Below are 25784 nucleotides of genomic sequence, written 5' to 3'. Positions count from 1 at the left end.
CGGAGGATTGCCCATGTCCGTTCCAACCACCGCCACCCACGAGGGGCTGCCCGTCGGCAAGCTCTCGGCCTATCTCGACTGGGTGCAGATGCTCACCGGCGCGGTCCTGATCCTTTTCATGTGGTCGCACCTGATCCTGGTTTCGAGCATCCTGCTCGGGCCCAAGGTCATGAACGCCCTGGCCTGGTTTTTCGAAGCCACCTACATGGCGCAAGTCGGCGGGCCGCTTATTTTCCTCACCTTTTTAGTCCACTTTGTCCTGGCCGCCCGCAAGATTCCCTTCAACACCAAACAGCAGCGCGTCATGCTCTCCAATGCCCAGCGCCTGCGCCATCCCGACACCTGGCTGTGGGTCGTCCAGGCCGTCACGGCCATGGGCATCCTCATCATGGGGGCCATCCACCTCTGGGTGATCCTGACCAACCTGCCCATTACCGCCGAGAAGTCCGCCGCCCGCATCCAGTCCGGGTTCTGGTTCGTCTTCTACCTGTTCCTGTTGCCCATGGTCGAGCTCCACGTCGGCATCGGCTTCTACCGCATCATGGTCAAATGGGGCTTCGTCGACCGTCCGGGCCGCTGGACGCTTAAGAAAAAGGAAAACCTGCTGACCGCCATTTTCATCGGCATCGGCGTCCTTGCTCTCCTGCGTTACTACTTCCTGCCGCTCCAATAAGGGTGTTGCCATGAAAATCATACAGACCGATCTTTTGTGCGTCGGCGCGGGACTGGCCGGCGAGCGCGTGGCCATCGAGGCCGCTGACAACGGTTTTTCCGTCATCTGCCTGTCCATCGTGCCGGCCAGGCGCTCCCACTCCTCGGCCGCCCAGGGCGGCATGCAGGCGGCGCTGGGCAACTCGGCCATGGGCGAGGGCGACTCCCCCGACGTCCACTTCGCCGACACCGTCAAAGGCTCCGACTGGGGCTGCGACCAGGAAGTGGCCAGGCTCTTTGTCGACGCCGCCCCCATCGCCATGCGCCAGATGGCCTTCTGGGGCGTGCCCTGGAACCGCGTCGTGCCCGGCGAGCAGACCTACTATAAAGGCGGCAAGCCCTTCACGGCCTTTGAAAAGCCCGAAAACGAGGGGCTCATCCACTCGCGCAACTTCGGCGGCACGGCCAAGTGGCGCACCTGCTACACCTCCGACGGCACCGGGCACTGCGTCCTGTATACCCTGGACAACCGGGCCGCCCAGATGGGGGTCAGCGTCATCGACAAGGTCGAGGCCATCGCGCTCATCCACGATGGCGACACCTGCATGGGCGTCATCGCCCGCTGTCTCAAGACCGGCGAGCTGACCGCCTATCTGGCCAAGGCCACGCTCATTGCCACCGGCGGTTTCGGCCGCATCTACCGCGAGTCCACCAACGCCGTCATCTGCGACGGCGGCGGCCTCATTACCGCCCTGGACACCGGCGTGGTGCCCCTGGGCAACATGGAAGCCGTGCAGTTCCACCCCACCGGCATCGTGCCCACTGACATCCTCGTCACCGAAGGCTGCCGCGGCGACGGCGGCACCTTGCTCGACAAAAACGAGTACCGCTTCATGCCGGACTACGAACCGGAAAAGGCCGAACTGGCCTCCCGCGACGTGGTCAGCCGCCGCATGACCGAACACATGCGCAAGGGCCTGGGCGTGCCTTCCCCCTACGGCGACCACCTCTGGCTCGACATCCGCCACCTGGGCGAAGCCCACATCCGCACCAAGCTGCGCGAGGTCGATGAAATCTGCCAGTCGTTCCTTGGCGTCGATCCGGTCTACCAGCTCATCCCCGTGCGCCCCACCCAGCACTATTCCATGGGCGGCGTGCGCACCAACAAGGACGGCGCGGCTTACGGCCTTAAAGGCCTGTTCTCGGCCGGCGAAGCCTCCTGCTGGGACATGCACGGCTTTAACCGCCTGGGCGGCAACTCCCTGGCCGAAACCGTGGTCGCCGGCATGATCATCGGCGGCAAGATCGTGGAATTCCTCAAAGGCGCCGAGACCGTCATCAAGACCGCCTCGGTGCGCGACGCCATGGACAAGCAAAACGCCCGCATCGCCGACCTCGTCGCCTGCAAAAACGGCAGCGAGAACCCCTACACCGTGCGCAACGCCATGTTCGACTCCATCATGAAGGGAGCCGGCATCTTCCGTAACGGCAAGGATCTCGAAACCTGCGTGGCCGAACTCCAGGAGATCCTGGGCCGCGCCCGCCGCGTCGGCCTGCGCAGTAGCGGCAAGGGAGCCAATCCCGAGCTGACCATGGCGCTCAAAATCGAAGGCATGGTCAAGCTCGCCCTGTGCGTGGCCTACGGGGCGCTTAAGCGCACCGAATCGCGCGGCGCGCACACCCGCGAGGACTTCCCCGAACGCAACGACCGCGACTGGCTGACCCGCACCCTGGCCACCTGGGCCGACGGGGCCGATCTGCCGACGCTCAACTACGAACCGGCCACCCACATCTTTGAAATGCCCCCCGGCGACCGCGGCTACGGCGGCGGCAAGATCATTCCCATGAATGGGTAATGCGGGGAGTGGAGAGAAGATGCCTCCGGCGGCCGGGGGGCTCAGCCCCCCGGACCCCCGATATGGGGGATGACGCAGCGGCGAGGCAGTGTCGCAGTTTGTGAGCGAAAAGGAGAAGAAAATGGGCAGAACGCTGACTTTCAATATATTCCGGTACAACCCGTCCGATCCGGCGTCCTCGCCGCATATGGACAAATTCACCCTAGACGAAACCGAGCGCATGACCCTTTTTATTGCGCTCAACCGCATCCGCGAGGAAATCGACCCGACCCTGATGTTCGACTTCTGCTGCCGGGCCGGCATCTGCGGCGCTTGCGCCATGGTCATTAACGGCCGGCCGGGCCTGGCCTGCCACACCAAGACCAAGGAAATGCCCGCCGAGATCACGCTCATGCCCTTGCCGGTCTTCAAGCTGGTGGGCGACCTGTCCGTCGATACCGGCACCTGGTTTCGCGGCATGTACCAGAAGGTCGAATCCTGGGTGCACACCGACAAGAAATTCGACCCCAAGGCTCAGGAAGAGCGCATGGACAACGCCCTGGCCGAGCAGATCTACGAACTGGACCGCTGCATCGAATGCGGCTGCTGCGTGGGCGCCTGCGGCACAGCGCTCATGCGCGAGGACTTCCTCGGCGCGGTGGCCCTAAACAGGCTCGCCCGGTTCATTCTTGATCCCCGCGACCAGCGCACCGAGAAAGATTACTTCGATATCGTCGGCACCGACGAAGGCATCTTCGGCTGCATGGGCTTGCTCGCCTGCGAAGACGTCTGCCCCAAGCAGATTCCGCTCCAGGAACAGCTCGGCAAGCTGCGCCGCAAGATGGCTTTGGCCGCCGTCAAAAACATCCTGCCCAAGTTCCTCAAAAAGGACTTCTAGCATGAAGATCGTACAAGCCAAGGACATCCGCGAAGCCGTGGCCGCCATGTGCATCGCGGCCAACCGCGAGCTGCCCGCCGACGTGCGCGCCGCCTTCGAGGCTGCCCACGCCGCCGAAGAGGCCCCGGCCGCCAAGGAAATCTTCCGCCAGCTCCTGGAAAACGCCGATCTGGCCCGGGACACCGGGCTGCCGCTGTGCCAGGACTGCGGTCTGGCCGTCTTTTTCGTCGAGGTCGGCGAAGACGTGCGCGTGGAAGGCTCCACCCTGCGCGAGGCGATAAACGACGGCATGATCGCCGGCTACAAGGACGGATTTCTGCGCAAATCCTCCTGCGATCCCTTTACCCGCAAGAATACCGGCGACAACTCGCCCTCCATCATCCACTTCGACATCGTGCCCGGCGACACGCTCAAAATCACCATGATGGCCAAGGGCGGCGGCTCGGAAAACATGTCGCGCGTCACCATGCTCTCCCCGGCCCAGGGCTGGAAGGGCATCAAGGACTTCGTGGTCAACCGCGTGGCCGAGGCCGGCCCCAACCCCTGCCCGCCCACCATCGTCGGCGTCGGCATCGGCGGCAACTTCGAACTGGCCGCGGTCAATTCCAAAAAAGCGCTCATGCGCGAACTGGACGACACCCATCCAGACCCCGAGATCGCCAAGCTCGAGGACGAACTGCTGGCCGCCATTAACGCCCTGGGCATCGGCCCCATGGGCCTTGGCGGCAAGACCACGAGCCTGGCCGTCAAGATCCTGGTCGCGCCGTGCCACTTGGCCAGCCTGCCCCTGGCCGTCAACATCCAGTGCCACAGCGCCCGCCACAAGGAGGTCATCTTCTAATGGCCGAACATCATCTGACCACGCCCATCACCGACGCCGACGTCGAAAAGCTCAAGACCGGCGACGTGGTGTTCATCACCGGCCACATCTACACCGCCCGCGACGCCGCCCACAAACGGCTCGTCGAGACCCTGGACGCCGGAAAATCCCTGCCCTTTGACCTGAAGGGCGCGCTCATCTACTATGTCGGGCCTTCTCCCGCGCCTCCGGGACGCCCCATCGGCTCGGCCGGTCCGACCACGAGCTACCGCATGGACACCTATGCCCCGCGTCTGCATTCGCTGGGGCTCAAGGGCACCATCGGCAAGGGCAAGCGCAGCGACGAGGTCAAGGCCGCCCTGGCCGAACACAAGGCGGTCTACCTGGGCGCCACCGGCGGAGCTGGCGCGCTGCTGTCGCAGCGCATCACCGACGCCAAGGTCATCGCCTACGAAGACCTTGGCCCTGAGGCTATACGGGAGTTGACGGTGAAGGACTTCCCGCTTCTGGTCATCAACGATTGTCATGGCGGGGAGCTGTACGTGAAACCGAACCTCGGCTAGACGCGCCGCGCGGCGCGCATCGGAGCCCCAATGCCAAGCCGGATCCTGCGCAAGCGCAAACTGATTCCGGGCATGACCAGCGAGCTGGTCATCGAGGCCCCGCATATCGCGGCCAAGGCCTTGCCCGGCAACTTCGTGATCCTTCGGGTGTGGGAGGACGGGGAACGCATTCCCCTGACCATCGCCGACGCCGACAAAGAGGCAGGCACCATCACCCTGGTCTATCTCGTCATGGGCAAGACCACCGCCCATCTTGAGACCCTGGATGCCGGCGACGACATCCTGGACCTGTGCGGACCGCTGGGACGCGCGACCGAGATCCACAAAGTGGACGGCCCGGTCATCTGCGTCGGCGGCGGCACCGGGATCGCGGCCATGCACCACATCGCCAAGGGCCACCACATGGCCGGCAACCGGGTGGTGACCATCATCGGCGCGCGCTGCGAGGATCTGCTGCTGTTTCGAGACGAGTTGTGCTCCTTTTGCCCCGAGGTGCTCATTGCCACCAACGACGGCAGCTGCGGCAGGCAAGGGCTGGTCACGGACCTGCTCGTCGAAATGCTCGAAAACGACAAGACCGTGGCCGAAGTGGTGGCCGTCGGCCCGGTGCCCATGATGCGGGCCGTGGCCGAGGCCACCCGGCCGTTTGGCGTCAAGACCACGGTCAGCCTCAATTCCATCATGGTTGACGGCATCGGCATGTGCGGCGCCTGCCGGGTGAGCGTTGGCGGCGAGACGCGTTTCGCCTGTGTGGACGGTCCGGAATTCGACGGCCATGCCGTGGATTTCGGCGAGCTTGGAGCCCGGCTGACGGCTTTCAAGGATCAGGAACGTCTTTCCTACGAGGAGTTCAAGAGCCATGGCTGCAACTGCTCCAAGTAAGAAAGCGAAAGCCCCCCGCACGGCCATGCCCGAGCAGGATCCCAAGGTCCGGGCCCGCAACTTCGAGGAAGTGGCCCTGGGCTACACGGCCGAGATGGCCCTGGCCGAGGCCGCGCGCTGTCTGCAATGCAAAAAACCCGCCTGCCGCAAGGGCTGTCCCGTGGAGATCGACATCCCCGGGTTCATCAAACAGATCGCGGCCGGCGACCTTGACGAAGCCTACGCCGTGCTGCGCCAGACCAATTCCCTGCCGGCCGTGTGCGGCCGGGTCTGCCCCCAGGAGACCCAGTGCGAGGGATCGTGCATCGTCGGCAAAAAAGGCGAACCCGTGGCCATCGGCCGGCTGGAACGCTTTGTGGCCGACACCCACCTGGCCAAGACCGCCTGCGAGACCGTCACCGGCGGCCCGGCTTGTTCCATGCCGCGCGACGACCTGAAAGTCGCCTGCATCGGCTCGGGGCCGGCCAGTCTCACCTGCGCCGGCTATCTGGCCGCCCGGGGCATCCCGGTCACGGTCTTCGAGGCCCTGCACGAGGTCGGCGGCGTGCTCGTCTACGGCATTCCCGAATTCCGCCTGCCCAAGGCCGTGGTGCGCCAGGAAGTCGAGGCCATGAAGGCCCTGGGCGTGGAATTTAAAACAAACTGGGTCGGCGGCAAGACCATCACCGTGCCCGAGCTGCTGGAGTCGGGCTACAGCGCCGTCTTCATCGGCGTCGGAGCCGGCCTGCCGCGCTTTCTGGGCGTGCCCGGCGAAAACCTCATCGGCGTGTTCTCGGCCAACGAGTACCTGACCCGGGTGAACCTGGGCCGGGCCTACAAGTTCCCGGCCACCGACACCCCGACCTTCCCGGCCAAGCATGTCGTCGTCTTCGGCGGCGGCAACGTGGCCATGGACGCCGCACGCACGGCCATGCGCCTGGGCGCGGACAAGGTCTCCCTGGCCTACCGCCGCACCGAACACGAAATGCCGTGTCGCCGCGAGGAACTCCACCACGCCAAGGAAGAAGGCCTCGACATCCTGTGCCTGAACGCCCCGGTGGAATTTATCGGCGACGAAGCCGGGCGGCTCAAACAAATCGTGCTCCAGCGCATGGAGCTTGGCGAACCCGACGAGTCGGGCCGCTGCTCGCCGGTGGCCTGCCAGGGCGACACCTGCACCCTGGAAGCGGACATGGCCATCGTGGCCGTGGGCACTGGAGCCAACCCGCTCATCAGCCAGACCACCCCGGGCCTGGACACCTATCGCCGGGGCTACATCGTGGCCGATCCGGCCACGGGCGAGACGTCCATTCCCAATGTCTTCGCCGGCGGCGACATCGTCACCGGCGCGGCCACCGTCATCTCGGCCATGGGCGCGGGACGCCGGGCGGCCAAGGCCATCGCCGACCGCCTGCTCGGCGGCGCGGCGGGCAAGCAACCACCGGACAACGCGGCGGAAGATTCCGCCGACGCGTAACAACGCGGGAAACCAACCAAGCGAGGTATCACAATGGCGCTTTTCACCAAGGAAGAAGCCCTGAACTACCATTCGGTCTGGCGCACGGGCAAACTGGAAGTCGTGCCCATCAAGCCCTGCCGGAACCAGAAAGACCTCTCCCTGGCCTATTCGCCGGGCGTGGCCCAGGCCTGCCTGGCCATCGCCGCCGATCCCGAGCTTGGCTGGAAGTACACCAACCGCGGCAACCTCGTGGCCGTGGTCTCCAACGGCACGGCCGTCCTGGGCCTGGGCAACATCGGCGCGCTGGCCGGCAAGCCGGTCATGGAAGGCAAGGGCGTGCTCTTTAAGACCTTCGCCGACATCGACGTCTACGACATCAACCTCAACACCAAGGACCCCGAGAAGATCATCGAGACGGTCAAACTCCTCGAGCCGACCTTCGGGGCCATCAACCTCGAAGACATCAAGGCCCCGGAGTGCTTCGAGATCGAACAGCGCCTGATCGAGATCATGGACATTCCGGTGTTCCACGACGACCAGCACGGCACGGCCATCATCTCCGGCGCGGGCATCATCAACGCCCTGGAGATCGCCGGCAAAAAGATCGAGGACCTCAAGATCGTGGTCTCCGGCGCGGGCGCGGCGGCCATCGCCTGCTCCAAGTTCTATGTGGCGCTGGGCGTCGATCAGGCCAACATCGCCATGTTCGACTCCAAGGGCCACATCCACGCCGGCCGCACCGACCTGCACCCCACCAAGGCCCAGTTCGCCCAGAAAAAGGCCTTCGCCAACATGGCCGAAGCCTTCAAGGACGCCGACGTGTTCCTGGGCCTGTCCACCAAGGGACTGGTCAGCAAGGACATGGTCAAGAGCATGGCCAAAAACCCCATCATCTTCGCCATGGCCAACCCGGACCCGGAGATCCCCTACAACGACGCCAAGGAAGCCCGCCCCGACGCCATCATGGGCACCGGCCGCTCGGACTTCCCCAACCAGGTCAACAACGTCTCGGGGTTCCCGTTCATCTTCCGCGGGGCGCTTGACGCCGGCTCCAAGAAGATCAACGAGGAAATGAAGATGGCCGCCGCCAAGTCCCTGGCCGCCCTGGCCAAGGAGCCCGTGCCCGTCGAGGTCATGGACATGTACGGCGAAAAGGACGTGAAGTTCGGCATCGACTACGTCATCCCCAAGGCCCTGGACTTCCGTATGCTGGAATGGGAAGCCCCGGCCGTGGCCAAGGCGGCCATGGACACGGGCGTTGCCACCAAGACCCTGGACCTGCAGCAGTATAAAAAGGACCTGCGTACCCGCATCGACGCCGCCCACAAGCGCATCAAGGACTACGTGGCTTCCTACAACTACGACTTCTAGCCGACGCCCTGCCGGGCCGGCACACACGACAAAGCCCGCGACGGTTCGCCGTCGCGGGCTTTTTTGCGGCCGTCAGGCAGGAGACTTTTCCTGGCCGCCGCCATCCCTACTCCGCTGTTTGCCCGTGTCCGGTCACCCGGGCCAACACCCGCTCCAGTTCCTTGGCGTCCACGGGTTTGCTCACGTAGTCGTCCATGCCGGCGGCCAGAAACTTTTCCCGGTCCCCGGCCATGGCGTAGGCGGTCATGGCCACGATGGGCGTGGCGGCCCTGTCCCCCAGGGCGGCGTTTTCGCGGATGGCCCGGGTGGCGGCCACGCCGTCCATCACCGGCATCTGCACGTCCATGAGGATGCAGTCGTAGGTTTTGCGCGCCGCCATAGCCGCGGCCTCGGCCCCGTTCTCGGCCACGTCCACCTCATGGCCGGCCTTCTCGAGCATCCGGGCGAAGCTCATGAGGCTGACGGCGTCGTCCTCGGCCAAAAGCAGGAGCAAAGGCCGCAGGCCGCCCCGGGCCGGCCCGGCCGACGCCTGGACTGCGCTGTGTCCGGCCGGCGACTGGCGGGCCAAAGGCAGCGACACGTGGATGGACGTGCCCTGGCCAAGCTCGCTTTCCACCGCGAGTTCCCCGCCCATGAGCCGCACCAGCCGGCGCACGATGGAAAGCCCCAGCCCAGCCCCGCCAAACCGGCGCACATAAACGCCCTCCACCTGGCCAAACGGCTCGAAAATAACGCCCAGTTCGTCGTCGGGGATGCCGATGCCGGTGTCGCTCACGGTGATAAGCAGATGAAAGCCCGCGTCGAACCGCCGTGAGGCCGGAGCGATATGCACGGACACGCCCCCGGCGTCGGTAAATTTGACGGCGTTGCCCACGAGGTTGAAGAGAATCTGCCGCAGTCTGGCCTCGTCGGCCCACAAACGCCCGGGCAGGGACGGATCGAGTCCCACGGACAGGGACAGGCCCTTTTCCCGGGCCGGCAGGGAAAACAGGTCCATGACCGCGCCGCGCAGATCGGCCGGGTCCACGGCTTCCTGGCGGATGACCAACCGGCCGGACTCCACCAGGGACAGGTCGAGGATGTCCGAGAGCAGGCGCGTGAGCCGCTTGGAGGCCTTGACCGCGTTGTCCACGTATTCGCCCTGTTCCGCGTCGAGGTCCGTGCCGTCGAGCAACTGGAGCATCCCGAGCACGCCGTTTAAGGGCGTTCGGATCTCGTGGCTCATGTTGGCCAGAAATTCCGACTTGGAGCGGCTGGCCGCCTCGGCGGCTTTTTTAGCGGCAATGAGCCGGCGGTCCAGGCGCAGCCGTTCGATGATCCGGGCGCAGGCCTCGGCCAGGGGACGGATCTGCTCGGCCAGGGCGGCGTCGTAACCGCCCTGCCGGTTGGCCAGGCCGATGGCCCCCACGCACTCCTGGCCGTGCTGCAAGGGAAGTCCCAGAAACGCCTCCAGGGACGGATGGCCCTCGGGCAATCGGCCGCTGGACCTGGGATCGCCGGCCGGGTCATTGGCGATGACCGGTCCTCCGGTTTGGCAGGCGGCGGCCAACAGCCCGTCCGTGGCGTCGAAGATCAGGCTGCGGGCTTCATCAGGCGACAGCATCGAAGCCGAAACCGCCTCCCAGCCGAGGTCGGACACGGCCAATAGTCGCTGGACGGGCCGTCCCGGGACGTCTTCCACGAGTTCGGCCACGTAGCCGAAGCGGCTGTCGGTGGCGGCCACCACCTCGGCCAGGGCCGCCGCGAAAATCGCCTCGGCGGACTGGCCCGAGACGTAGGCCCCCTGGATGCGGGACACGGCTTCGGTCAAGGCGTCCTGGCGACGCTTTTCCTCGGCCGCGCGCACGCGTTCGGTGATGTCGCGGCTAAAGACCAGGCTGGACGGCTGGCCCTGGAACTCGAAGGGGACGGCCACGGCCTCGACATCGACAAAGGCGCCATCCAGGCGCTGGTATCGTAATTCCACCAGGGGCTGGGGCCGGCGGCCCTCGTTGACGTCCCGGATGCGCTGGCGCACGATTTCCCGGGAATCCGGATGCATCATGGACACGATGTCCCGGCCCAGCAGCGCTTCGGGACTGGCCGCGCCAAACAGGCGGGCCGCCGCCGGATTGACCAGGGCAAACCGGCCCTGGCACTGCACCATGATGGCGTCCGGGGCGGACTCCACGAGCTGGCGCAGCCGTTCCTCGCTGCGGGCCAGGGCGTTTGTCGCCTCGACCCGGGCCGTGGCGTCCTCGAAAACCACGGCGAACTGGTCCGGCCCGGTGCGCATGGCCGAGATGCCCAGGTGTTTTCGCAGGGGCGGGAAATACGTCTCGAAGGTCTCGGGCCGACCGGTTTCCACGATACGCCCGTAGACGTCGAGATTGGGCGGCGCGTCCATCCCGTAGATCTCCCGTACGCTGCCGCCTATGGCCTGTTCCCGGGCAACGCCAAGAATGGCCGCGTAGCCGGGGTTGACGTCCAGGATGCGGTAATCGACCACCTGCCCGTTCGCGTCGCGCACCATGGCCAGCAGGCACATGCCTTCGGCCATGGCTTCGAACAGGCCGTGGTAGCGGGCCTCACTGGCGGCCAGGGCCGCCTCGGCCCGTTTGCGCTCGGTGATGTCCAGGCCGTAGGCGTTGGCGTAGCCGCGCCCGGCCACGGGCTGGACGAAAAAGGCGAACAGGCGGGAACCCACGCCGATTTCGCCGCTGGCCCGCACGCCCTGGCCAAAGGCCGCTGCGGCCAGGGGGCGCAAGGCCTCAGGCAGGAGCTGGCCCGGCGCGCCGCCCAAGGTCTCAAGCGGCTCCAGGCTGGCCGGATTGGCGTAGGCCACAGTGAAATCGGGCAGGACGCGCAGCACCGGATTGGGGTTTTCCCCCGGGAAACGGGCCATGTCGCGAAGCGCCTCCTCGGCCTGCTTGCGCTCGGAGATGTCCAGGGCGTAGGCCACGCGCGAAATCGTGGCGCCGGCGGCGTCGCGCAGGGTGGTCACTTCCACCAGGACCGGGAACCGGCTGCCGTCCTTGCGGATATGCTCGGTCTCCACCACGCCGTGGCCCGCTGCGTCAAAGCCGGCAATGGCCTGGCCGACCCGGAGGCGGTCCTCCTCGGGGATGAGCTGGAAGAGCGGCTTGCCCAGGAGTTCGTCCGGTTCGTAGCCCCGCTGCCGGGCAAAGGCCGGATTGACCTCGATGAAGGTGTTGTCCTTGGCGTTGACATGGGCCAGGCCGAACTCGGCGCTTTGAAACACCCGGTCCCAGCGCCGGGCCTGCTCTTCCAGGCGGTTGCGCTCGGTGACGTCGCTGGCCACCTCCAGGATGGAGACCGGCCGGCTGGCCGCGTCGCGGTTGAGCACCCAGGTCACGGCCAGATCAATGAACCGACCGTCCTTGGAGCGCTTGTGCAGTTCCCCGGTCCAGCGGCCTTTTTGCAGTAATTCCTCCATGATGACCGGGACCGGCTGGGGAAACTCGGTGGACAGCAGCTCCCAGGAGACCTGGCCCAGGGCTTCTTCCGGGGCGTAGCCGAAAAGCTCCTGGGCGCCAGTGTTCCAATAGGTGATCCGGCCGTCGAGGTCGCGCACCATGACCGGGGCCAGATCCAGGAGCCGGGCCTTTTCGCGCAGTTCCTCGGTGCGCCGGGCCACCAGTTCTTCAAGCTCGGCCTGGCCCCGGCGCAGCACCGCCTCGGCCTCCTTGAGCGCCGTCACCTCGCCAAAGGTCAGCACCACGCCGTCCACCGCGCCCTCGGGCGACCGGAAGGGATAGGCCCGCAGGACAAACCAGCGGCCGTCCTCGCAGCGCACCTCGCGTTCGATGATCCCGGCTCCGGCCAGGACCTGCCGGCAGTCATCGAGCAGGTGCGAACCCTCGAACGTGGTCTTGATGTTGGCGATGGGCCGGCCGATGTCGGTTGGCGCGAAATAAAACAGGCAGGTCGTCGCCGGGGTGAAGCGCACCACGGACAGCGAGGCGTCCAGGACCAGGGTCGGCACGTTGGCGGCGGCCAGGAGGTTTTCCACGAAGCCCCGGGCCTGGGCCAGTTCATCGACTTTGCGCTGGAGCTCGGCGTTGACGAAATTGAGCTCCTCGTTAAGCGACTGGAGTTCCTCGCGCGAGGCGTCCATCTCCTCGTTGGAGGACTGCAGCTCCTCGTTGGCTCCGACAAGCTCCTCGTTGGCGGCGCGCAACTCTTCGGTCAGGGTTTCGTATCGCGACACGGCCCGGCCCAGGTCGTCGCCCAGACGCTCCAAAGCCGTCTCGTAGCGCACGACCAGCTCGACCTGCTCGGGCGGCGGCGGTGTAGCGGCCGCCGCTACGGCCGGCCCTGCGGCCTGGAGTTCGAAGACAAGCAGCGTAAAGGCCTGGTTGCCCCAGGCGTCGGCCACGGGCAGACCGCGCACCAGCACGCCGCCGGCGAATCCGGGCAGCGAGGCCGGCCCGGCCGCCTGCTCGCCGCCGTCCCGGGCCACGGCGGCCAGCACCTCGCGCACGGCCGGACGCAAGGTTTTTTTCACGAGTTTGCCCAGGGACAAGCTCGGCTCGCCCGGAGCCAGCTCCAAAAAAGGATTCAAGTCGCCCACAAGGCGCACGATCTGTTCCTGGGGCGTCACCAGCACGGACGGGGGAGCATAGCGGGCCAGAAGCGAGGCCTCGGCCAGGCCTTCATGGTTCGGGGCGACGGCCCGAAGCGGCGCGAGGCTGGGATGGGCCAAGGCCGGCGGGGGCACGAACCGCGTGGGCGACGGCACGGCGGCCGTGGCGGGCATGCGCCGAAACAGCCGCCAGGACTTGTCCACGGTGTCGAAAAATGCCTGGGCCGAACCGATGGCCTCGGCCGGCCCCAGGAGCAGATAGCCGCCGGGACGTAGGGCATGGGCAAAAAGGGACAGCACCTTGGCCTGGGCCTCGGGATTCAAGTAGATCAGGAAATTGCGGCACACGATGAGGTCCATGCCCAGAAAAGGCGGATCGCGCAGCAGGTTGTGCTGGGCAAAGACCATGGATTCGCGCAGCTGCCGGGCCATCTGGCAGGCGTCGCCGCTGGGGCGGCAAAAGGCCTCGCGCCGGGCCGGGGACAACACGGCGGCATGGCGGGCGTGATAGACGCCGCGCCGGGCCGTCTCCAGGGCCTTTGCGTCGATGTCGGTGGCGAAAAGCTTGATGGCCCGCCGCCCCTGCCGGACCTCGGGACGTTCGGCCAGGAGCATGGCCAGACTGTAGGCCTCTTCGCCGGTGGAACAGGCCGCCGCCCAAACCCGCATGACTTCCCCGGGCTCCAGCCGGCCCAGGATGTCGGGCAAGGCCGTGTTCTCGATCAGGGCAAAGGCTTCGGGATCGCGGAAAAACGCGGTGACGCCGATGAGCATGTCGTCGAAAAGCCGATCCAGCTCGTCAGGATCGCCGGCCAGCCGGTCGGCGTAATCGGCCAGGCTCGGGCTTGCCGCCAACAGCATGCGTTTCTTGCAGCGGCGAAGCAGTGTGCCGGTCTTGTAGGCCTGGGCGTCGTGGCCGGCCAGGGCGGCCAGCAGTTCCCGCACCCGCCCCAGGGCCGCATGCTCCAATTCCGTCTGGCGCGGGTCCGTCTGGACGGCCGGCGGGTCGCCTGGAGCGCCGCAGCCCAGGCCGGACCAATAGGCGGCCAGGGCCGCCCCCATGGCGGCCGGCGGCAGGACCGCGTCAGGCGCCGCGCCGCTCCAGGGGCCGGCAAAGGCGTCCGGGACATCCTGCGCGCCGCCTGCGGCCAACACCAGCCCTCCGGCGGCCCGCACAGCCCGAACCCCGGCCGTAACGTCCCCGTCCAGCAGGATCGCGACCGCGCATGCCCCGCACTCCCGGGCCAGGGAGACGAAAAACAGATCAACGGGGTCATCGGCCGGCCCCGGCGAATGTTGCCGCAGCTGGCCGCCGGCCACGGTCCAGCCGTCTCTGGCCGAGGCCAGATAAACCGTTCCCGCCGCAAGCCGCGCTCCGTTTTCGGCCGCGGCCACGGGCAGCCGGTCCGGTCCGGCCAGGGCGGCCAGCTCCCACGGGTCTTGCCCATCCGCCAACACCACCACGGCGGCGGCGCAGTCGGCGGGCAGGGCAGCCAAAAAATTTCCGAGGCGACCGGCATCCCCGGCCACGACCCCGGCTACGGGGAAACCCGTGCCGCTTGCTTCCTCCCTATCGACCGACAAGGCAACGACCATGGAATTCCCCTCTACCCGCTCACGCACGACCCGAAGGCTCCGAACCGGTGACGGGTCAACCCTCCTCCGTCGTGGTTATTACAACCATTGTTAGCACCCCTGGGACATGTGGGCAACACCCTCCGCTCCGGGCAACACTCCCCAAGCGGGCGAAACAACGCCTCGCAACGCCGTCCTGCCGCCCTCGGCGAAATACCCGGGCAAAGATTCCGCGCCAGCACTGCGGCGGTCCAGACGTTCGCGCCCTCCCGGGCGGGACGGACAATGCAGTAAACGGCCAAATCCCGTGAACCCAATATCCACTTTACGGATTCCCCAAAGCGTGTAGAATGGGACTTGATTCCTACCAGAACACTCTGTATACCGCCGACTCCAATTTGAATTCATTGAGAGGAAATCCATGGAAGAGTATCTGCAAAGCGCCCTGGAGATCGTCAAAGCCCAGGCCGGCTCGCGTCCCATGACCGAGGAAGAAATTTTGAGCATGGTCAAATCCGTGGCCAGCGGCATTGCCGCCCTGACCACGGGCCAGCCCGTCCTTGGCCAGGAAGAAGCGGCCACTCCCGGCATGGACCCCAAAAAGTCCATCAAGGAAGCCTCCATCACCTGCCTGGAGTGCGGCAAGTCCTTCAAGGTCATCACCCGCAAGCACCTGGCCTCCCACGGTCTGACTCCCGAGGAGTACCGGGCCAAGTACGGCTTCAAAAAGACCCAGGCCCTGGCCTGCAAGTCCCTGGCGCGGGAACGTCGGGCCAAGATGAAGGACATGAAGCTCTGGGAACGCCGCCAGAAGCCTGAATAACGCGCCCCTGCCCGGGCGCGGCCCAGCCGCCGGCGCAAGGACCGGACGTCCCGCCAGGGACGGCCGGTCTTTTTTTATTGTCCCGCCCGACCGGCAATCCTCTCGGCCCTTGCCCTGGCGCGGCCCTCTCGCCTATCCTGGGCCAGTCTCGCCCCGCGCCCGCGACACCGAAGCGACAACGACGCGGGACAGCGCCCGACTCGTGGCGCATCCACGAAAAGCGTAGAGGGCATTTCGCAGGCAACAGCGTATAACCAGAAGTTCTTCTTAAAAAATATTCTCGTATTTCTAAGGGGCGCTACACAAGGCAGCCGCCCCCGGGCCAGACGACGGACTTTGCAGCAAACGCCCCAAACCCGGCCTTGCCGCCGCACCAGGAGGACATGCCGTGCCCCACTGGTTTTCCTGCCGCCTGCGCCAGGCGGAAGAACTCCTTGCCCGCGTCCACGAACCCGAGGCCGTGCTGGAACTTCTGGCCATCATCGAAGCGCCGCCCCTGGAATACGACACCGTCAGCCGCATTTCCCTCTACGCCGAAACCCTGCCCAAGGCCGAGGAGCATCCCTTCAGCCCGGCCGAGCGCCACATGCATTTCCTGTGGGACGCCTTCGACAAGCTGCCCCTGTCGCTCGTCGTGCCCTTTGCCATCCCCTTTCGCCGGCTGCTGGCCCGGCGGCTGTTCGGAGCCTGCGGGGCGGCCTTTACCGCCGAGGAAAACGTGCGCTTCAACTTCGCCCAACTGTTGCGGGTGGGCGAGGGGGTGTTTCTCAACCGCAACGTCTATCTCGACACCAAGGGCGGCGTGACCCTGGGCGACGGCGTGGCCCTGGCCGAGGACGTGCGGATTTTCACCCATAGCCACGGCGAAGCCTCGCACATCGAGCGCATTTACCGGCCGGTGGCCGTTGGCGACTACGCCAAGGTCTACGCCGGGGCGATCCTGCTGCCCGGCGTGACCGTGGGCCGGCAGGCCATCGTGGCCGCCGGTTCCCTGGTCGTCCACGACGTGCCCGACGGCATGGTGGCGGCCGGCCGGCCGGCCAAGGTCATCCGGGAGCGGCGCACCGAAGGCCGCGACGGGGCTGACCTCGAACACATCTGGCTCTTCTGACCCGCGCCCCAACCCCTCCATCAACAGGAGTCCGCCGATGCACATGCAGGATCTGCACAAGCTCATGCAAAGCCTCGCCGAGGTCAACGCCAAGGACGTCTGCGAGATCTGGCAGGCCATCCAGGCCAACAAGTCGGGCAAACACGTCAAGCATGACGTCGGCGGCTGGCACTCCGTGGACGGCCAGACCTTTTCCATTGAGATCGGTATTTTAAACAGCGGCGGCCGGATGCTGCGCCTGCACATCGGCCCGGACGGCAAGTTCGACGGCGCGGTGCTTTTGCCCGACATGGACTAAGCGTTCCGGCCCGGTGTCGCGCCCCTTAAAAAATACGATAGTATTTTTTAAGAAAAACAATGGTTTTAGCCTTTTGCCCGCGAATTGTCCTGTCTGTTTTTCGTGGACGCGACACTACTGCAAAAGGATGCGCGACTGTCCCGGAGGCGGGGCCGTACGCCAAAAGGCGTCGTCCAGGGTGAGGCTTGCCTCGGCCTGACGCGCGCCCAGCGGGTCGATGCCCCGGATGATGACCTTTGGCGCGCCGCCGGCCGGCGGCAGCCAGGCGGCCAGCAGGCCCACGGTGCGGGCCTTGGCCGGGGTCGAGCCGGTGCGCAGGATCGACCGGTCCGGCCCGTCGGCCTGATCCAGGGCCAGGGCGGCCGCGGCGGCCAGATCGGCCGGCTTTGAAAGCCCCGCCCACAGTTCCCGGATGCGGTTTAACCGCACAACGCTCCCGGGCGCGTCCGGCTCCTGGCGCATGTCCGGGGTATCGACCAGCAGCGGATGGTTGGCGTGGGCCGTGAACGCGTCGCGCGCCATGACCTCGATCTTCCAGGCCTGGCCCGAGGATTCCAGCACGGCCACCTCATGGGCGTCGGCCACTATGGCGAAAATGGGGCGCACGCCGGCCAGCAGGTCCTTGGCGGCCACCACTTGGCGCACCGTGGCGAACCGCTCCAGCATGGGCCGCACCGGATAGACCAGCCCGCCCGCTTGGGTGCGCCTTTTGCGCTCGGCGCGCGGGATGGAACCCACCGCCGCCGTGATCACGGCCAACCCCTTTTCGTTGACGCCGCCGACCATGGTCGGCTGCCCCTTGCCCGTGGACAGCATGGCCATGATCTTATGGCCGTGCTTGGGGGTCACCAGGGCAAACGAGGTCGGATGGCCCGGCGGGTAGTCGCGGTTTTTGACCAAAAGGGAACCGCCGCCGGCCACATCCGAACCGTTTGCCGCCCACAGGGTGCAGGCCCGGGCGGCTCGGGGCAGGGCCAGGACGGCCAGCAGCAACAGACTGGCGACAACCAGGAAACGGGAGGCTTGAACCATGAAACCCTCGCAACGACGTTGGGGGTTGGCCGGCCGGGACGCGCCGGGTCACGGCGCGGGGCGCGCATCCCTTCAAACGCCGGGATAAGCCGCCAAGGCATGGGAACCAGGGGAGACCGCCGCGTTCCTTCTGGTCGGAGCGGCCGCGCTTGGGCCGAAGTCATCGCCCCTTGGCGAGATCGTTGAGGTAGCGCAGGCGCTCCTGGGTGTTTTGCAGGATGTAGGCGCACATGTGGGCGCGCTCCAAGATATAGGCGTTGGCCGAGGCGTCGTTTAAGCGCTCGGGCGTCAAAAGCGGCAGCGCCATGGACTTGTACCGGGCATCGACGTATTGCGGCGACATGTAGGCCTTGGCCGCCGTCAGGAACTCCCGGCTTCTGCCCACGGCCTTGCGCTGGGTCTCCTGGTCGTTGGAGCCAAGGGCCATGGCCCCGGTGATGCGGGCCGCCACGGCGCATTGGCACAGTTCATCAACCAACTGGCTGCGGGCCGCCGCCGTGTAGCGCGGTTCGGAGGGCCGCAGGACACGGCCGTCGGCTTTCTGGGCCAAGGCCGGACCCACATCGGCCACCCCGGCCATGACCACCAGCAGCAACCACGCCGCCATCGCCCTGCTCTTCATGCTCAGCCCCCTTTGCCGACCGATGACGTCGGCCTAGCAATGCCGCGTCGGCTTGTCAAAAGGGGCGTCCGTCTCCCCTCCGGCCCGTGCAAGCAAAAAGGGCGAAAAAGGAAAAAACGGAAATGATGCATGGAGGGCGCGCTACGGATGTGGTAGTCGGGCTGCACTATGCCAAATGTCCTCATGCTGCACCCGCCGTTGCCGTTGTCTTTCTGGAGTTTTCACGAAACCCTGGCCATGACCGGAAAAAAGGCCCTGTTGCCGCCCTTGGGGCTGCTGACCGCAGCCGCCCTTTTGCCCAGGGAGTGGAACATCCGGCTGGTCGATCTCAATGTCCGGCCGCTTACCGAGGCGGACTGGGACGGCATTGAGCTGCTGTTCGTCTCGGGCATGCTGGTGCAGCGCGAAAGCCTGCTGGGCCTGCTGCGGGAAGCCAAGGCCCGGGGCGTCCTCACGGCGGCCGGCGGGGCCTACCCCACCACCGCGCCCGACGAGGTGCTGGAGGCGGGTTGCGACTTCCTCATCCAGGGCGAAGGAGAGACCACCATCCCGGAATTGGTGGCCGCCATCGCGGCCGGCCAGACAAGCGGCCGTTTCGTCTGCACGGACAAGCCCGCCCTGGCCGGCTCCCCCCCGCCCCGCTACGACCTCATCGCCCCGGGCGATTATGAATCCATGTCCCTGCAAACCTCCCGGGGCTGTCCTTTTGCCTGCGAATTCTGCGACATCGTGAGCCTTTTCGGCCGGATCCAGCGCCACAAGACGCCGGAGCAGGTCATCGGCGAGCTGGAGGCCATCCGCCAGCTTGGCTTTCGGGGCACGGTGTTCGTGGCCGACGACAATTTCATCGGCAACCGTCCCCGGGCCGTGGCCATGCTTTCGCGCATCATCCAATGGCAGGCCCGGCACGGCGAACCCTTTGATTTCATCACCCAGGCCTCCATCAACCTGGGGCAGGACGTCGCGCTGATCGACCTTTTGACCGCCGCCAATTTCTCCTATGTCTTCGTCGGCATCGAATCCCCGGACAACGACGTTCTGACCGCCGCGCGCAAGCACCAAAACGTGCGCAACCCGCTATTGGACTCCCTGCGGGCCATAAACGCCAATGGCCTGAGCGTCATCGGCAGCTTCATCCTGGGCATGGACGGCGAAAAGGCCGGGGCCGGCCAGCGCATGCAGGCCTTTGCCGAGGCGGCGGATTTGCCCTGGGTCATGGTCAACGTCCTGCGCGCCCTGCCGCTGACCGCCCTGTGGGACCGGCTCAAGGCCGAAGGCCGACTCCATGACGGCATTGAGGAAAGCGGCTGGGACGCCCTGACCAATTTCACGCCCCAGCGCCCCATCGAGGCGATCTTCGCCGAACAGCTGGCGGCCCTAAGCGCCCTGTACGCCCCAGGGGCCTACCTGGGACGGGCCTTTCGGGCCACCCTGGCCATGCGGCCGACCCGGTCTTCCAGACCAGGGGCCGCGCCCAAGAAGAAAGCCGACCCCGCCCTGGCCGTGCCCCAGCAAAACCGCAGCCCGGACGTCACGCCCCTTTTGCGCCTGATCTGGCGGCAGGGACTGGCCGGGGAGGCGCGTTGGCAGTTCTGGCGGCAGCTGGCCCTCGTCGCTTGGCGCAACCCCAGCCGGTTGCGGCGCTATATCGTCCTTTGCGGCATGGGTGAAAACCTCTTTTCCTTCGTGCGCCATCTGCGCGCCCAGGCCGAGAGCCGGCGGTGAGCGCCGCCCTGTCCGCCAAGCCCGGGGAAAGCCCCGGCCGGACGCGGCTCCTCACTGGCGGCCTAGAAGCGTTGCCGTCGCCCTTTGCTCCTCACGCCATTGCCGTCACGGGCAAAGCTTGCTTCGCGCCAGGAAAGGGAGAACCAGGCCGTATGGCGCAACCGCACCGATTGGGCCTGTCGCCGTTCAGGCTGTTTCGTCAGACCCAAAAGCCCTTCCCATCCGCCAAAACAGCGCGCTTACAAATTTATCGAGCAACAAGGCAAGGATAAACAGCACCCAGAGCAGCACAACAAGCGGCATCTTGACGCATTGGATAAAGAGGGTATTGAGAACAATATAATGGTCTGGCAAGAGATACTCGTATACACGCACATAAAGACTGGCCAAACTGACATCGGGCAAGCCGCCATGTCGTGCAGCCCAATAGATTGCATAGAGCATGGCAAGCGTCGCCCCGAGACCCAGTCCGCCGAGAAGGCAGAATCTCACAATCAGGGCCGTTGCCCCGAGGATGGCGAAGGCGATACGGAACATGCCCTTGTTTACGCTATGCCGTAGACGCTGAACAGGGGTGGAAGATCACGAGACAGGTCCAGCCGTGGCTGTTCCCAAAGCAGGCAGGTCCCCCGTGGGCCGCTTCCCATCCCCGTGGGCCTGGGCTATTTTCACCTAGCTTCACAGCGCATACTTTGATTTTGGGGGACAGATGGGGGACAAATCGCACCAAAAGAAAAAGGGTTTACAGCTCTTCAACCGTAAACCCTTGAACTTTCTGGTGCCGAGGGAGAGAATTGAACTCCCGACACGGGGATTTTCAGTCCCCTGCTCTACCGACTGAGCTACCTCGGCAGCGGCGAGAAGGGATATCTAGCCAAACCCGCCGGGCTTGGCAACAACTTTTTTTGAGGTTCCCATGAAAACCAAGGATTTTATTTTCTCCCTGATCGGGCTATCTACCTACCTGCTCGTGCTGTTCTACCTCTAGGAGAAACGACATGTCCGAACTTGCCGCCTTCATCGACTCGTGGACCGACGATCCAAACGGCGTCAAAAAGGCTTTTGTGCGCCTCAAGACCGTGCTCGAAAGCCTCCAGGGCGCCACCGTCAACTTCGTCCCCCGCCCGCCCGCGAGCTACAGCCTGCGCGCCGAACCCCATCGCGGCCGCCCCGTCATCACCATGGTCGACGTGGCCACCCTTGACGGCGAACGGTTCCTGTCGGTGTGCTTCTACGCCGACACCATCACCGACCCCGAAGAGCGCGGCGACCTCATCCCCGGGGGCCTGCTCTCCCAGGACGGCTACTGCTTCGACCTCGACTCCGGCGAAGCCGACGACGTGGCCTACATCGAAGCCCGCATCATCGAAGCCGCCAACGCCTTCTCCCTGCCCGAGGACAGCCCCTGCGGCGAGGTCGACGAGGAAGACTAGCGTCGCCGCCCGCCTCTGGCCGACGCCGGCCGCACAATACGGATCACCGGGGACCGCGTCCCGAACATGCGCAAGCGCTTGCGCAAGGGACGTGGCCCCTGTCACCAGGGCTGAAACAAGCCGCCGCCCGGGCCGGCGTCCTCAAGACTGAAGGCGTCGGCCACATGGCTGGCCGTCAGGTGGCCGCTTCGGCTCTCCACGGCCACCACGTCAAACCGGCACGGCCGGTCCCACCAGCCGCGCTCGGACAAAAACTGCGCCGCCGCCCGCACAATGCGCCGCCGCTTGGCCGGGGTGACCGCCTCCTCGGGCCGGCCGCGCATCCCCTCCCCGCGAGCCTTGACCTCCACAAAGACGACCGTGTCGCCGTCGCGGCACACCAGATCCACTTCGCCCCCGCGCGCCCGGTAATTGCGGGCCACGACGGCAAAGCCCTTGGCGACGAGATGCGCCTCGGCGGCGGCTTCGCCTTCGCGGCCGAATTCGAGATGTTTGGCGGTCATGGATGGCGCTCCGGGACGGTCCGTGCCCTGACCGCCCCGCCGTAGTCGGGTGAGAAAGCAGCGCCAAACCCATCCCGTGAGAAAGAACGCGGGCAGCCGGCCATGGCGGCCTAAAGCCCCGGCAGGCCGAGCTGGCGCGGCGTCTTGTCCGGCAGCACGCCCCGGAAGGTCAGGCGGTGGATGGGGCAAGGCCCCAGGCGGCGCAGGGCGTCCAGATGGACGGCCACGCCGTAGCCCTTGTGGGCGGCAAACCCGTAACCGGGATGGCGGCGGTCGTAGAGGTCAAGAAGCCGGTCGCGGGCCGTCTTGGCCAGTATGGAGGCAGCGGATATGGCCGGGACGCTGGCGTCGCCGCCGATGACGCACTCCTGGCGCAACGTTCCGGCCAGAAGGCCCAGCCGCGCCTGGGGAATGGTCTTGTTGCCGTCGATGCAGGCCAGCCCGGGGAGCAGGCGCAAATGGGCCAGGGCCTTGGCCATGGCCGCGTAAGTGGCTTGCAGGATGTTGATGCGGTCGATTTCGCCTGGCCAGACAAAGGCCACCGCCCAGGCCAGGGCTTGGGCCTTGATGGCCGGGGCCAGGGCCTCGCGTTTGGCAGGGGTGAGCTTCTTGGAATCGGTCAGGCCCGGCAGATCGTAAACTTCGGGCAGGATGACCGCGCCGGCGGCCACCGGCCCGGCCAGACAACCGCGCCCGGCCTCGTCCACGCCGGCCACGAGCCGGCCTTGCGCGGTTTCAGTCATGGCCGCAAGCGCCAAAAGCCGCGCCCGCCCGCGTCCACAAGGACGCCGGGCAGGCCGCGGCCGAGAGATGGAACCCCAAGGGGACCACGGCGGATCGCCGCAAGTTTAATCCCAAGCGGTGCGGGTCTTGATGCGGGCAGCCTTGCCGCGCAGGGCGCGCAGGTAGTACAGGCGGCTGCGGCGGACCTTGCCCTGGGCAACCACTTCGATGCGCTCAATAAACGGCGAGTGCATGGGAAACACGCGCTCCACGCCCACGCCGTCGGAAACCTTGCGCACGGTGAAGGTGGAGTCCACCCCGCCCTTGCGCAGGCGCAGCACCGCGCCCTGGAAGACCTGGATGCGCTCTTTTTCGCCCTCGATGATGCGCAGGTGCACCTTGATGGTGTCGCCGGGACGGAAGGCCGGAATGTCCATGCGCATCTGTTCGCGTTCAAGCTGTTCAATCACGTTCATAACGCTTTCTCCTCGGATAAAGCCGCAAGCGCCCCGCGCCGTCCGGCCTTGGAATGTCGTTGTCTCGCCGCCGCGACGCCTGCGGCGTCGCGCCCTCGAAGCCCGAACTTCGGACTTCGACGCTTACTCCCGAAATCTTTCCTTAACAATACTGGCGTATGATTAAGGGAACGCCCCGTTACAGGGCATCGCCGATCAGCCTATCAACCAAGATGCCGGCCGCTGCCCGTACCGACAGGTGGTTGTAATCCGAAAACGGCCGGATCGCCGGCAACACCCCGTCGGCCCGCTCCAGCACGTCCTCGGCCAGGCCATGGCCCGTGCCCAGGACCACCAGCATGGGACGCGTCGCCATCATCTCCCGCGCCGCCTTAAACGACAGCGTGGCCGGTCCCCGGGCGCTGGTGGCGACCAAGGCCGCCGGCCGGCCGTGTTCGGCCGAAACCGCCGCCAGGGCCGCGTCCAGGGTCTCGTGCAGCCGCACCAGGGACAGGGCCTTCGCCCGGTCCGGATTGGAGCGCGCGCCAGGGCCGGCCCGCCAATGCTCCACGATGCGCCCGGCCAGGGCCAGCTGGTCACGAAGCGGGGTCACCACCTCGAACCCGCCCAGACCGTAGGTACGGGAAACGCGCGCTATATCGTGGACGTCGAGATTTGTCAAAGACACTGTGCCCACAGAGCCGTCCTTGAGGAGCACCGGGCCGTGGACAAGGCCGATATGGCAGTTGCGCCCAGACCGGCGGCGCGGGGTTCCCTTTAAAAAATCGGCGTCCTCGGGAGACAGCGGCGTGGCGTCGAAAAGATCGGGCCGGCGGGCCAGGGTGGTTTCCAGCGAGCGCCGCCGCCGCCAGGCCGCTATGGCGGCGTGGTTGCCGGTGAGCAGTTCCGGCGGCACGGGCAGCCCCTCGAAGACCTCGGGCCGGGTGTAATGCGGATATTCCAGCAGGCCGGCGGAAAAGCTCTCCTCGTCGGCCGAGGCGTCCTTGCCCATAAATCCCGGCACCAGCCGCGCCACGGCCTCCATGAGGCAGGCGGCGGCGGATTCGCCGCCCGAGAGCACGAAATCGCCCACGGACACCGGGGTCACATCGAAAAGCTCGAAAATGCGGGCGTCGATGCCTTCGTAGCGGCCGCACAGCAGCGTCAGGCTCGGCTCCTGGGCCAGTTCGGCGGCCATGGCCTGGGTCAGCGGCTTGCCGGCCGGCGAGAGCATGAGGATTTTTCCCGGCGCGGGCAGGGCGCGCAGGGCCGCGACCATGGTGGGCAGGCCCATGACCATGCCCGGGCCGCCGCCGTAGGGCCGGTCGTCCACGGTGTGGTGGCGGTCGGCGGCGTAGTCGCGGGGGTTGACGCGCGCCACGGCCACGACGCCCGCCTCCACCGCCTTGGCCATCAGCCCGCAGGAGAGGAAGGAATCGAAAAATTCCGGGAAGATCGTCAACACGTTAAACTGCATTTTCTCTCATCCGAGCGCGTTGCCCAGACCGCGCCCATTCTACCGCCCCCCAATCGGGGGGTCCGGGGGGATCATCCCCCGGCGGGTCCGGGGCGCCGCCCCGGCTACTCGTCCACGAGGTAGATGTCGAGCAGCCCCGGGGGCGGGTCGATGGTGACGACGCCGGCGTCGAGGTCGACGTCCGGCACGAAGTCGTCGGTGGCGGGAAAGAGGATCTCGCGGCCCTTGGCGTCGCGGATGACCCAGATTTCCGGTCCGCCGTGGTCGCGGACGTCCTCGATGACCCCGAGGTCGGGGTCGGTTGGCGCGGCGTCGGCCAGGCGCACCCGCAGGCCGGGCAGGTCATGGAGAAACACCTCGTCTTCGGCGGCCGCGACGAGCCTGTCGGCCGTCACGCACATGGCCAAGCCCCGCAGGGCCTCGGCGGCGGTGCGGTCCGGGACGTTGTCCAGGGTGATGAGGATGCGGTCCTGGTGGGGCCGGGCGGCGCGCACCACATAGTCCCTGCCGCGCCCGGGGTCCGACGGCGGCGACAGGCGCAGGGTCGAACCTCGGGCGAAGTAGGTTGGGGAATCGGCGTGGCTGTCCACGACGAGTTCTCCCCGGACGCCGTGGGGGCGGGCAACCACCCCCACGATGATGTATTTGCTTGCGGCCATGGACCGTCTGCCTTGGTTGCGGCGCGGGCCGTGCGCGCCGGCCGGGTTATTCGAGGATTTCCAGGACGGAGCGCTTGCGGGCCTTGGTGGAGGCCGCGCCGAGGATGGTGCGCATGGCCCGGGCCGTGCGGCCCTGCTTGCCGATGACCTTGCCGAGATCTTCCTTGGCCACCTTGAGTTCGATGACCGAGGTCTGCTCGCCTTCAATCTCCGACACGTGCACCTGGTCCGGATTATCCACCAACGATTTCGCCACGTATTCGATCAAGTCCTTCAACATACGCACCTCCTGAGGGTAACCGTCA

23 protein-coding genes and 1 tRNA gene are annotated in these 25784 nt (G+C 66.4%); 13 read left to right on the top strand and 11 right to left on the bottom strand.

All coding sequences use genetic code 11. The features are described from left to right. Positions 1–13: 13 nt before the first annotated feature. The 8 genes from C3Y92_RS04810 to C3Y92_RS04775 all read left to right on the top strand — a co-directional run bounded on the left by C3Y92_RS04810 (position 14) and on the right by C3Y92_RS04775 (position 8458). Positions 14–673, top strand: a complete 660-nt coding sequence (locus tag C3Y92_RS04810) for a succinate dehydrogenase/fumarate reductase cytochrome b subunit (protein ID WP_129349990.1) — start codon at positions 14–16, stop codon at positions 671–673. 10 nt (positions 674–683) lie between these two features. Continuing rightward, positions 684–2507, top strand: a complete 1824-nt coding sequence (locus tag C3Y92_RS04805) for a fumarate reductase flavoprotein subunit (protein WP_129349987.1) — start codon at positions 684–686, stop codon at positions 2505–2507. Positions 2508–2628: 121 nt separating this feature from the next. Next, positions 2629–3384 carry a fumarate reductase iron-sulfur subunit gene (locus C3Y92_RS04800; protein ID WP_015862068.1) on the top strand — a complete coding sequence of 252 codons (756 nt, stop codon included), beginning with the start codon at positions 2629–2631 and terminating at the stop codon, positions 3382–3384. Between the two features lies 1 nt (position 3385). Continuing rightward, on the top strand, positions 3386–4225 hold the full coding sequence (locus C3Y92_RS04795; RefSeq protein WP_129349985.1) for a fumarate hydratase: 840 nt from the start codon (positions 3386–3388) through the stop codon (positions 4223–4225). After that, complete coding sequence (locus C3Y92_RS04790; protein WP_129349983.1) at positions 4225–4767, top strand: Fe-S-containing hydro-lyase; 543 nt, start codon at positions 4225–4227, stop codon at positions 4765–4767. The genes C3Y92_RS04795 and C3Y92_RS04790 overlap by 1 nt, the downstream gene beginning before the upstream one ends. A 30-nt stretch (positions 4768–4797) precedes the next feature. Continuing rightward, on the top strand, positions 4798–5649 hold the full coding sequence (locus C3Y92_RS04785; RefSeq protein ID WP_129349981.1) for a sulfide/dihydroorotate dehydrogenase-like FAD/NAD-binding protein: 852 nt from the start codon (positions 4798–4800) through the stop codon (positions 5647–5649). Beyond that, a complete protein-coding gene (gltA, locus tag C3Y92_RS04780) occupies positions 5627–7105 on the top strand; it encodes an NADPH-dependent glutamate synthase (RefSeq protein ID WP_129349979.1) in 1479 nt (492 codons plus the stop codon). Before C3Y92_RS04785 ends, gltA begins: the two co-directional genes overlap by 23 nt. A 33-nt stretch (positions 7106–7138) precedes the next feature. After that, positions 7139–8458: a malic enzyme-like NAD(P)-binding protein gene (locus C3Y92_RS04775; RefSeq protein WP_129349977.1), complete on the top strand. Its 1320-nt coding sequence runs from the start codon at positions 7139–7141 to the stop codon at positions 8456–8458. 106 nt (positions 8459–8564) lie between these two features. Here the strand turns inward: C3Y92_RS04775 and C3Y92_RS04770 are convergent, their stop codons facing one another. Next, positions 8565–14639, bottom strand: coding sequence for a PAS domain S-box protein (locus C3Y92_RS04770; protein WP_129349975.1), 6075 nt, complete (start codon positions 14637–14639; stop codon positions 8565–8567). A gap of 400 nt (positions 14640–15039) precedes the next feature. On the opposite strand from C3Y92_RS04770, the gene C3Y92_RS04765 reads away from it, so the two are divergent. The 3 genes from C3Y92_RS04765 to C3Y92_RS04755 all read left to right on the top strand — a co-directional run bounded on the left by C3Y92_RS04765 (position 15040) and on the right by C3Y92_RS04755 (position 16850). Next, positions 15040–15441, top strand: coding sequence for a MucR family transcriptional regulator (locus tag C3Y92_RS04765; protein WP_129349973.1), 402 nt, complete (start codon positions 15040–15042; stop codon positions 15439–15441). Between the two features lie 388 nt (positions 15442–15829). Then, on the top strand, positions 15830–16552 hold the full coding sequence (locus tag C3Y92_RS04760; protein ID WP_129349971.1) for an acyltransferase: 723 nt from the start codon (positions 15830–15832) through the stop codon (positions 16550–16552). Positions 16553–16589: 37 nt separating this feature from the next. Further along, positions 16590–16850 (top strand): hypothetical protein, encoded by a 261-nt coding sequence (locus C3Y92_RS04755; RefSeq protein WP_129349969.1) that lies wholly within the window; start codon positions 16590–16592, stop codon positions 16848–16850. 114 nt (positions 16851–16964) lie between these two features. Here the strand turns inward: C3Y92_RS04755 and C3Y92_RS04750 are convergent, their stop codons facing one another. After that, a complete protein-coding gene (locus C3Y92_RS04750; RefSeq protein WP_129349967.1) occupies positions 16965–17882 on the bottom strand; it encodes a carcinine hydrolase/isopenicillin-N N-acyltransferase family protein in 918 nt (305 codons plus the stop codon). Between the two features lie 160 nt (positions 17883–18042). After that, positions 18043–18504, bottom strand: coding sequence for a hypothetical protein (locus C3Y92_RS04745; protein WP_129349965.1), 462 nt, complete (start codon positions 18502–18504; stop codon positions 18043–18045). Between the two features lie 237 nt (positions 18505–18741). Between C3Y92_RS04745 and C3Y92_RS04740 the strand changes: the two genes are divergently transcribed. Next, a complete protein-coding gene (locus C3Y92_RS04740) occupies positions 18742–20229 on the top strand; it encodes a B12-binding domain-containing radical SAM protein (protein WP_235669616.1) in 1488 nt (495 codons plus the stop codon). Positions 20230–20415: 186 nt separating this feature from the next. On the opposite strand, the gene C3Y92_RS04735 is transcribed toward C3Y92_RS04740, so the two are convergent. Both C3Y92_RS04735 and C3Y92_RS04730 read right to left on the bottom strand, forming a co-directional pair. Continuing rightward, the gene (locus C3Y92_RS04735) at positions 20416–20766 is read right to left on the bottom strand and encodes a hypothetical protein (protein WP_129349961.1); all 351 of its coding nucleotides are present in this window, start codon (positions 20764–20766) and stop codon (positions 20416–20418) included. Between the two features lie 239 nt (positions 20767–21005). Next, positions 21006–21081, bottom strand: a tRNA-Phe gene (locus tag C3Y92_RS04730). A 146-nt stretch (positions 21082–21227) separates the two neighbouring features. On the opposite strand from C3Y92_RS04730, the gene C3Y92_RS04725 reads away from it, so the two are divergent. After that, positions 21228–21662: a hypothetical protein gene (locus C3Y92_RS04725; RefSeq protein WP_015862102.1), complete on the top strand. Its 435-nt coding sequence runs from the start codon at positions 21228–21230 to the stop codon at positions 21660–21662. Between the two features lie 101 nt (positions 21663–21763). On the opposite strand, the gene C3Y92_RS04720 is transcribed toward C3Y92_RS04725, so the two are convergent. From C3Y92_RS04720 to C3Y92_RS04695, 6 genes are all read right to left on the bottom strand, one after another. Beyond that, positions 21764–22165, bottom strand: coding sequence for a YraN family protein (locus C3Y92_RS04720; RefSeq protein ID WP_129349959.1), 402 nt, complete (start codon positions 22163–22165; stop codon positions 21764–21766). 110 nt (positions 22166–22275) lie between these two features. Then, positions 22276–22908, bottom strand: a complete 633-nt coding sequence (locus tag C3Y92_RS04715; protein WP_129349957.1) for a ribonuclease HII — start codon at positions 22906–22908, stop codon at positions 22276–22278. Positions 22909–23013: 105 nt separating this feature from the next. Continuing rightward, entirely contained in the window at positions 23014–23364 is a 351-nt protein-coding gene (gene rplS / locus C3Y92_RS04710; protein ID WP_129349955.1) for a 50S ribosomal protein L19, read from the bottom strand. A gap of 178 nt (positions 23365–23542) precedes the next feature. Further along, entirely contained in the window at positions 23543–24820 is a 1278-nt protein-coding gene (gene trmD, locus C3Y92_RS04705; protein ID WP_129349953.1) for a tRNA (guanosine(37)-N1)-methyltransferase TrmD, read from the bottom strand. A 104-nt stretch (positions 24821–24924) separates the two neighbouring features. Beyond that, positions 24925–25479 (bottom strand): ribosome maturation factor RimM, encoded by a 555-nt coding sequence (rimM, locus tag C3Y92_RS04700; protein ID WP_129349951.1) that lies wholly within the window; start codon positions 25477–25479, stop codon positions 24925–24927. Positions 25480–25525: 46 nt separating this feature from the next. After that, a complete protein-coding gene (locus tag C3Y92_RS04695; protein WP_006922264.1) occupies positions 25526–25759 on the bottom strand; it encodes a KH domain-containing protein in 234 nt (77 codons plus the stop codon). Positions 25760–25784 lie beyond the last annotated feature (25 nt).

Source organism: Solidesulfovibrio carbinolicus (assembly GCF_004135975.1).
GTDB classification, from domain to species: Bacteria; Desulfobacterota; Desulfovibrionia; order Desulfovibrionales; family Desulfovibrionaceae; genus Solidesulfovibrio; species Solidesulfovibrio carbinolicus.
This window is presented reverse-complemented; position numbering and strand designations above follow the sequence as displayed.

Bases quoted from the DNA above. Each gene is read 5' to 3' on its own strand.
- C3Y92_RS04810 (WP_129349990.1), top strand. From the start codon at position 14: ATGTCCGTTCCAACCACCGCCACCCACGAGGGGCTGCCCGTCGGCAAG.
- C3Y92_RS04805 (WP_129349987.1), top strand. From the start codon at position 684: ATGAAAATCATACAGACCGATCTTTTGTGCGTCGGCGCGGGACTGGCC.
- C3Y92_RS04800 (WP_015862068.1), top strand. From the start codon at position 2,629: ATGGGCAGAACGCTGACTTTCAATATATTCCGGTACAACCCGTCCGAT.
- C3Y92_RS04795 (WP_129349985.1), top strand. From the start codon at position 3,386: ATGAAGATCGTACAAGCCAAGGACATCCGCGAAGCCGTGGCCGCCATG.
- C3Y92_RS04790 (WP_129349983.1), top strand. From the start codon at position 4,225: ATGGCCGAACATCATCTGACCACGCCCATCACCGACGCCGACGTCGAA.
- C3Y92_RS04785 (WP_129349981.1), top strand. From the start codon at position 4,798: ATGCCAAGCCGGATCCTGCGCAAGCGCAAACTGATTCCGGGCATGACC.
- gltA (WP_129349979.1), top strand. From the start codon at position 5,627: ATGGCTGCAACTGCTCCAAGTAAGAAAGCGAAAGCCCCCCGCACGGCC.
- C3Y92_RS04775 (WP_129349977.1), top strand. From the start codon at position 7,139: ATGGCGCTTTTCACCAAGGAAGAAGCCCTGAACTACCATTCGGTCTGG.
- C3Y92_RS04770 (WP_129349975.1), bottom strand. From the start codon at position 14,639: ATGGTCGTTGCCTTGTCGGTCGATAGGGAGGAAGCAAGCGGCACGGGT.
- C3Y92_RS04765 (WP_129349973.1), top strand. From the start codon at position 15,040: ATGGAAGAGTATCTGCAAAGCGCCCTGGAGATCGTCAAAGCCCAGGCC.
- C3Y92_RS04755 (WP_129349969.1), top strand. From the start codon at position 16,590: ATGCACATGCAGGATCTGCACAAGCTCATGCAAAGCCTCGCCGAGGTC.
- C3Y92_RS04750 (WP_129349967.1), bottom strand. From the start codon at position 17,882: ATGGTTCAAGCCTCCCGTTTCCTGGTTGTCGCCAGTCTGTTGCTGCTG.
- C3Y92_RS04745 (WP_129349965.1), bottom strand. From the start codon at position 18,504: ATGAAGAGCAGGGCGATGGCGGCGTGGTTGCTGCTGGTGGTCATGGCC.
- C3Y92_RS04740 (WP_235669616.1), top strand. From the start codon at position 18,742: ATGACCGGAAAAAAGGCCCTGTTGCCGCCCTTGGGGCTGCTGACCGCA.
- C3Y92_RS04735 (WP_129349961.1), bottom strand. From the start codon at position 20,766: ATGTTCCGTATCGCCTTCGCCATCCTCGGGGCAACGGCCCTGATTGTG.
- C3Y92_RS04725 (WP_015862102.1), top strand. From the start codon at position 21,228: ATGTCCGAACTTGCCGCCTTCATCGACTCGTGGACCGACGATCCAAAC.
- C3Y92_RS04720 (WP_129349959.1), bottom strand. From the start codon at position 22,165: ATGACCGCCAAACATCTCGAATTCGGCCGCGAAGGCGAAGCCGCCGCC.
- C3Y92_RS04715 (WP_129349957.1), bottom strand. From the start codon at position 22,908: ATGACTGAAACCGCGCAAGGCCGGCTCGTGGCCGGCGTGGACGAGGCC.
- rplS (WP_129349955.1), bottom strand. From the start codon at position 23,364: ATGAACGTGATTGAACAGCTTGAACGCGAACAGATGCGCATGGACATT.
- trmD (WP_129349953.1), bottom strand. From the start codon at position 24,820: ATGCAGTTTAACGTGTTGACGATCTTCCCGGAATTTTTCGATTCCTTC.
- rimM (WP_129349951.1), bottom strand. From the start codon at position 25,479: ATGGCCGCAAGCAAATACATCATCGTGGGGGTGGTTGCCCGCCCCCAC.
- C3Y92_RS04695 (WP_006922264.1), bottom strand. From the start codon at position 25,759: ATGTTGAAGGACTTGATCGAATACGTGGCGAAATCGTTGGTGGATAAT.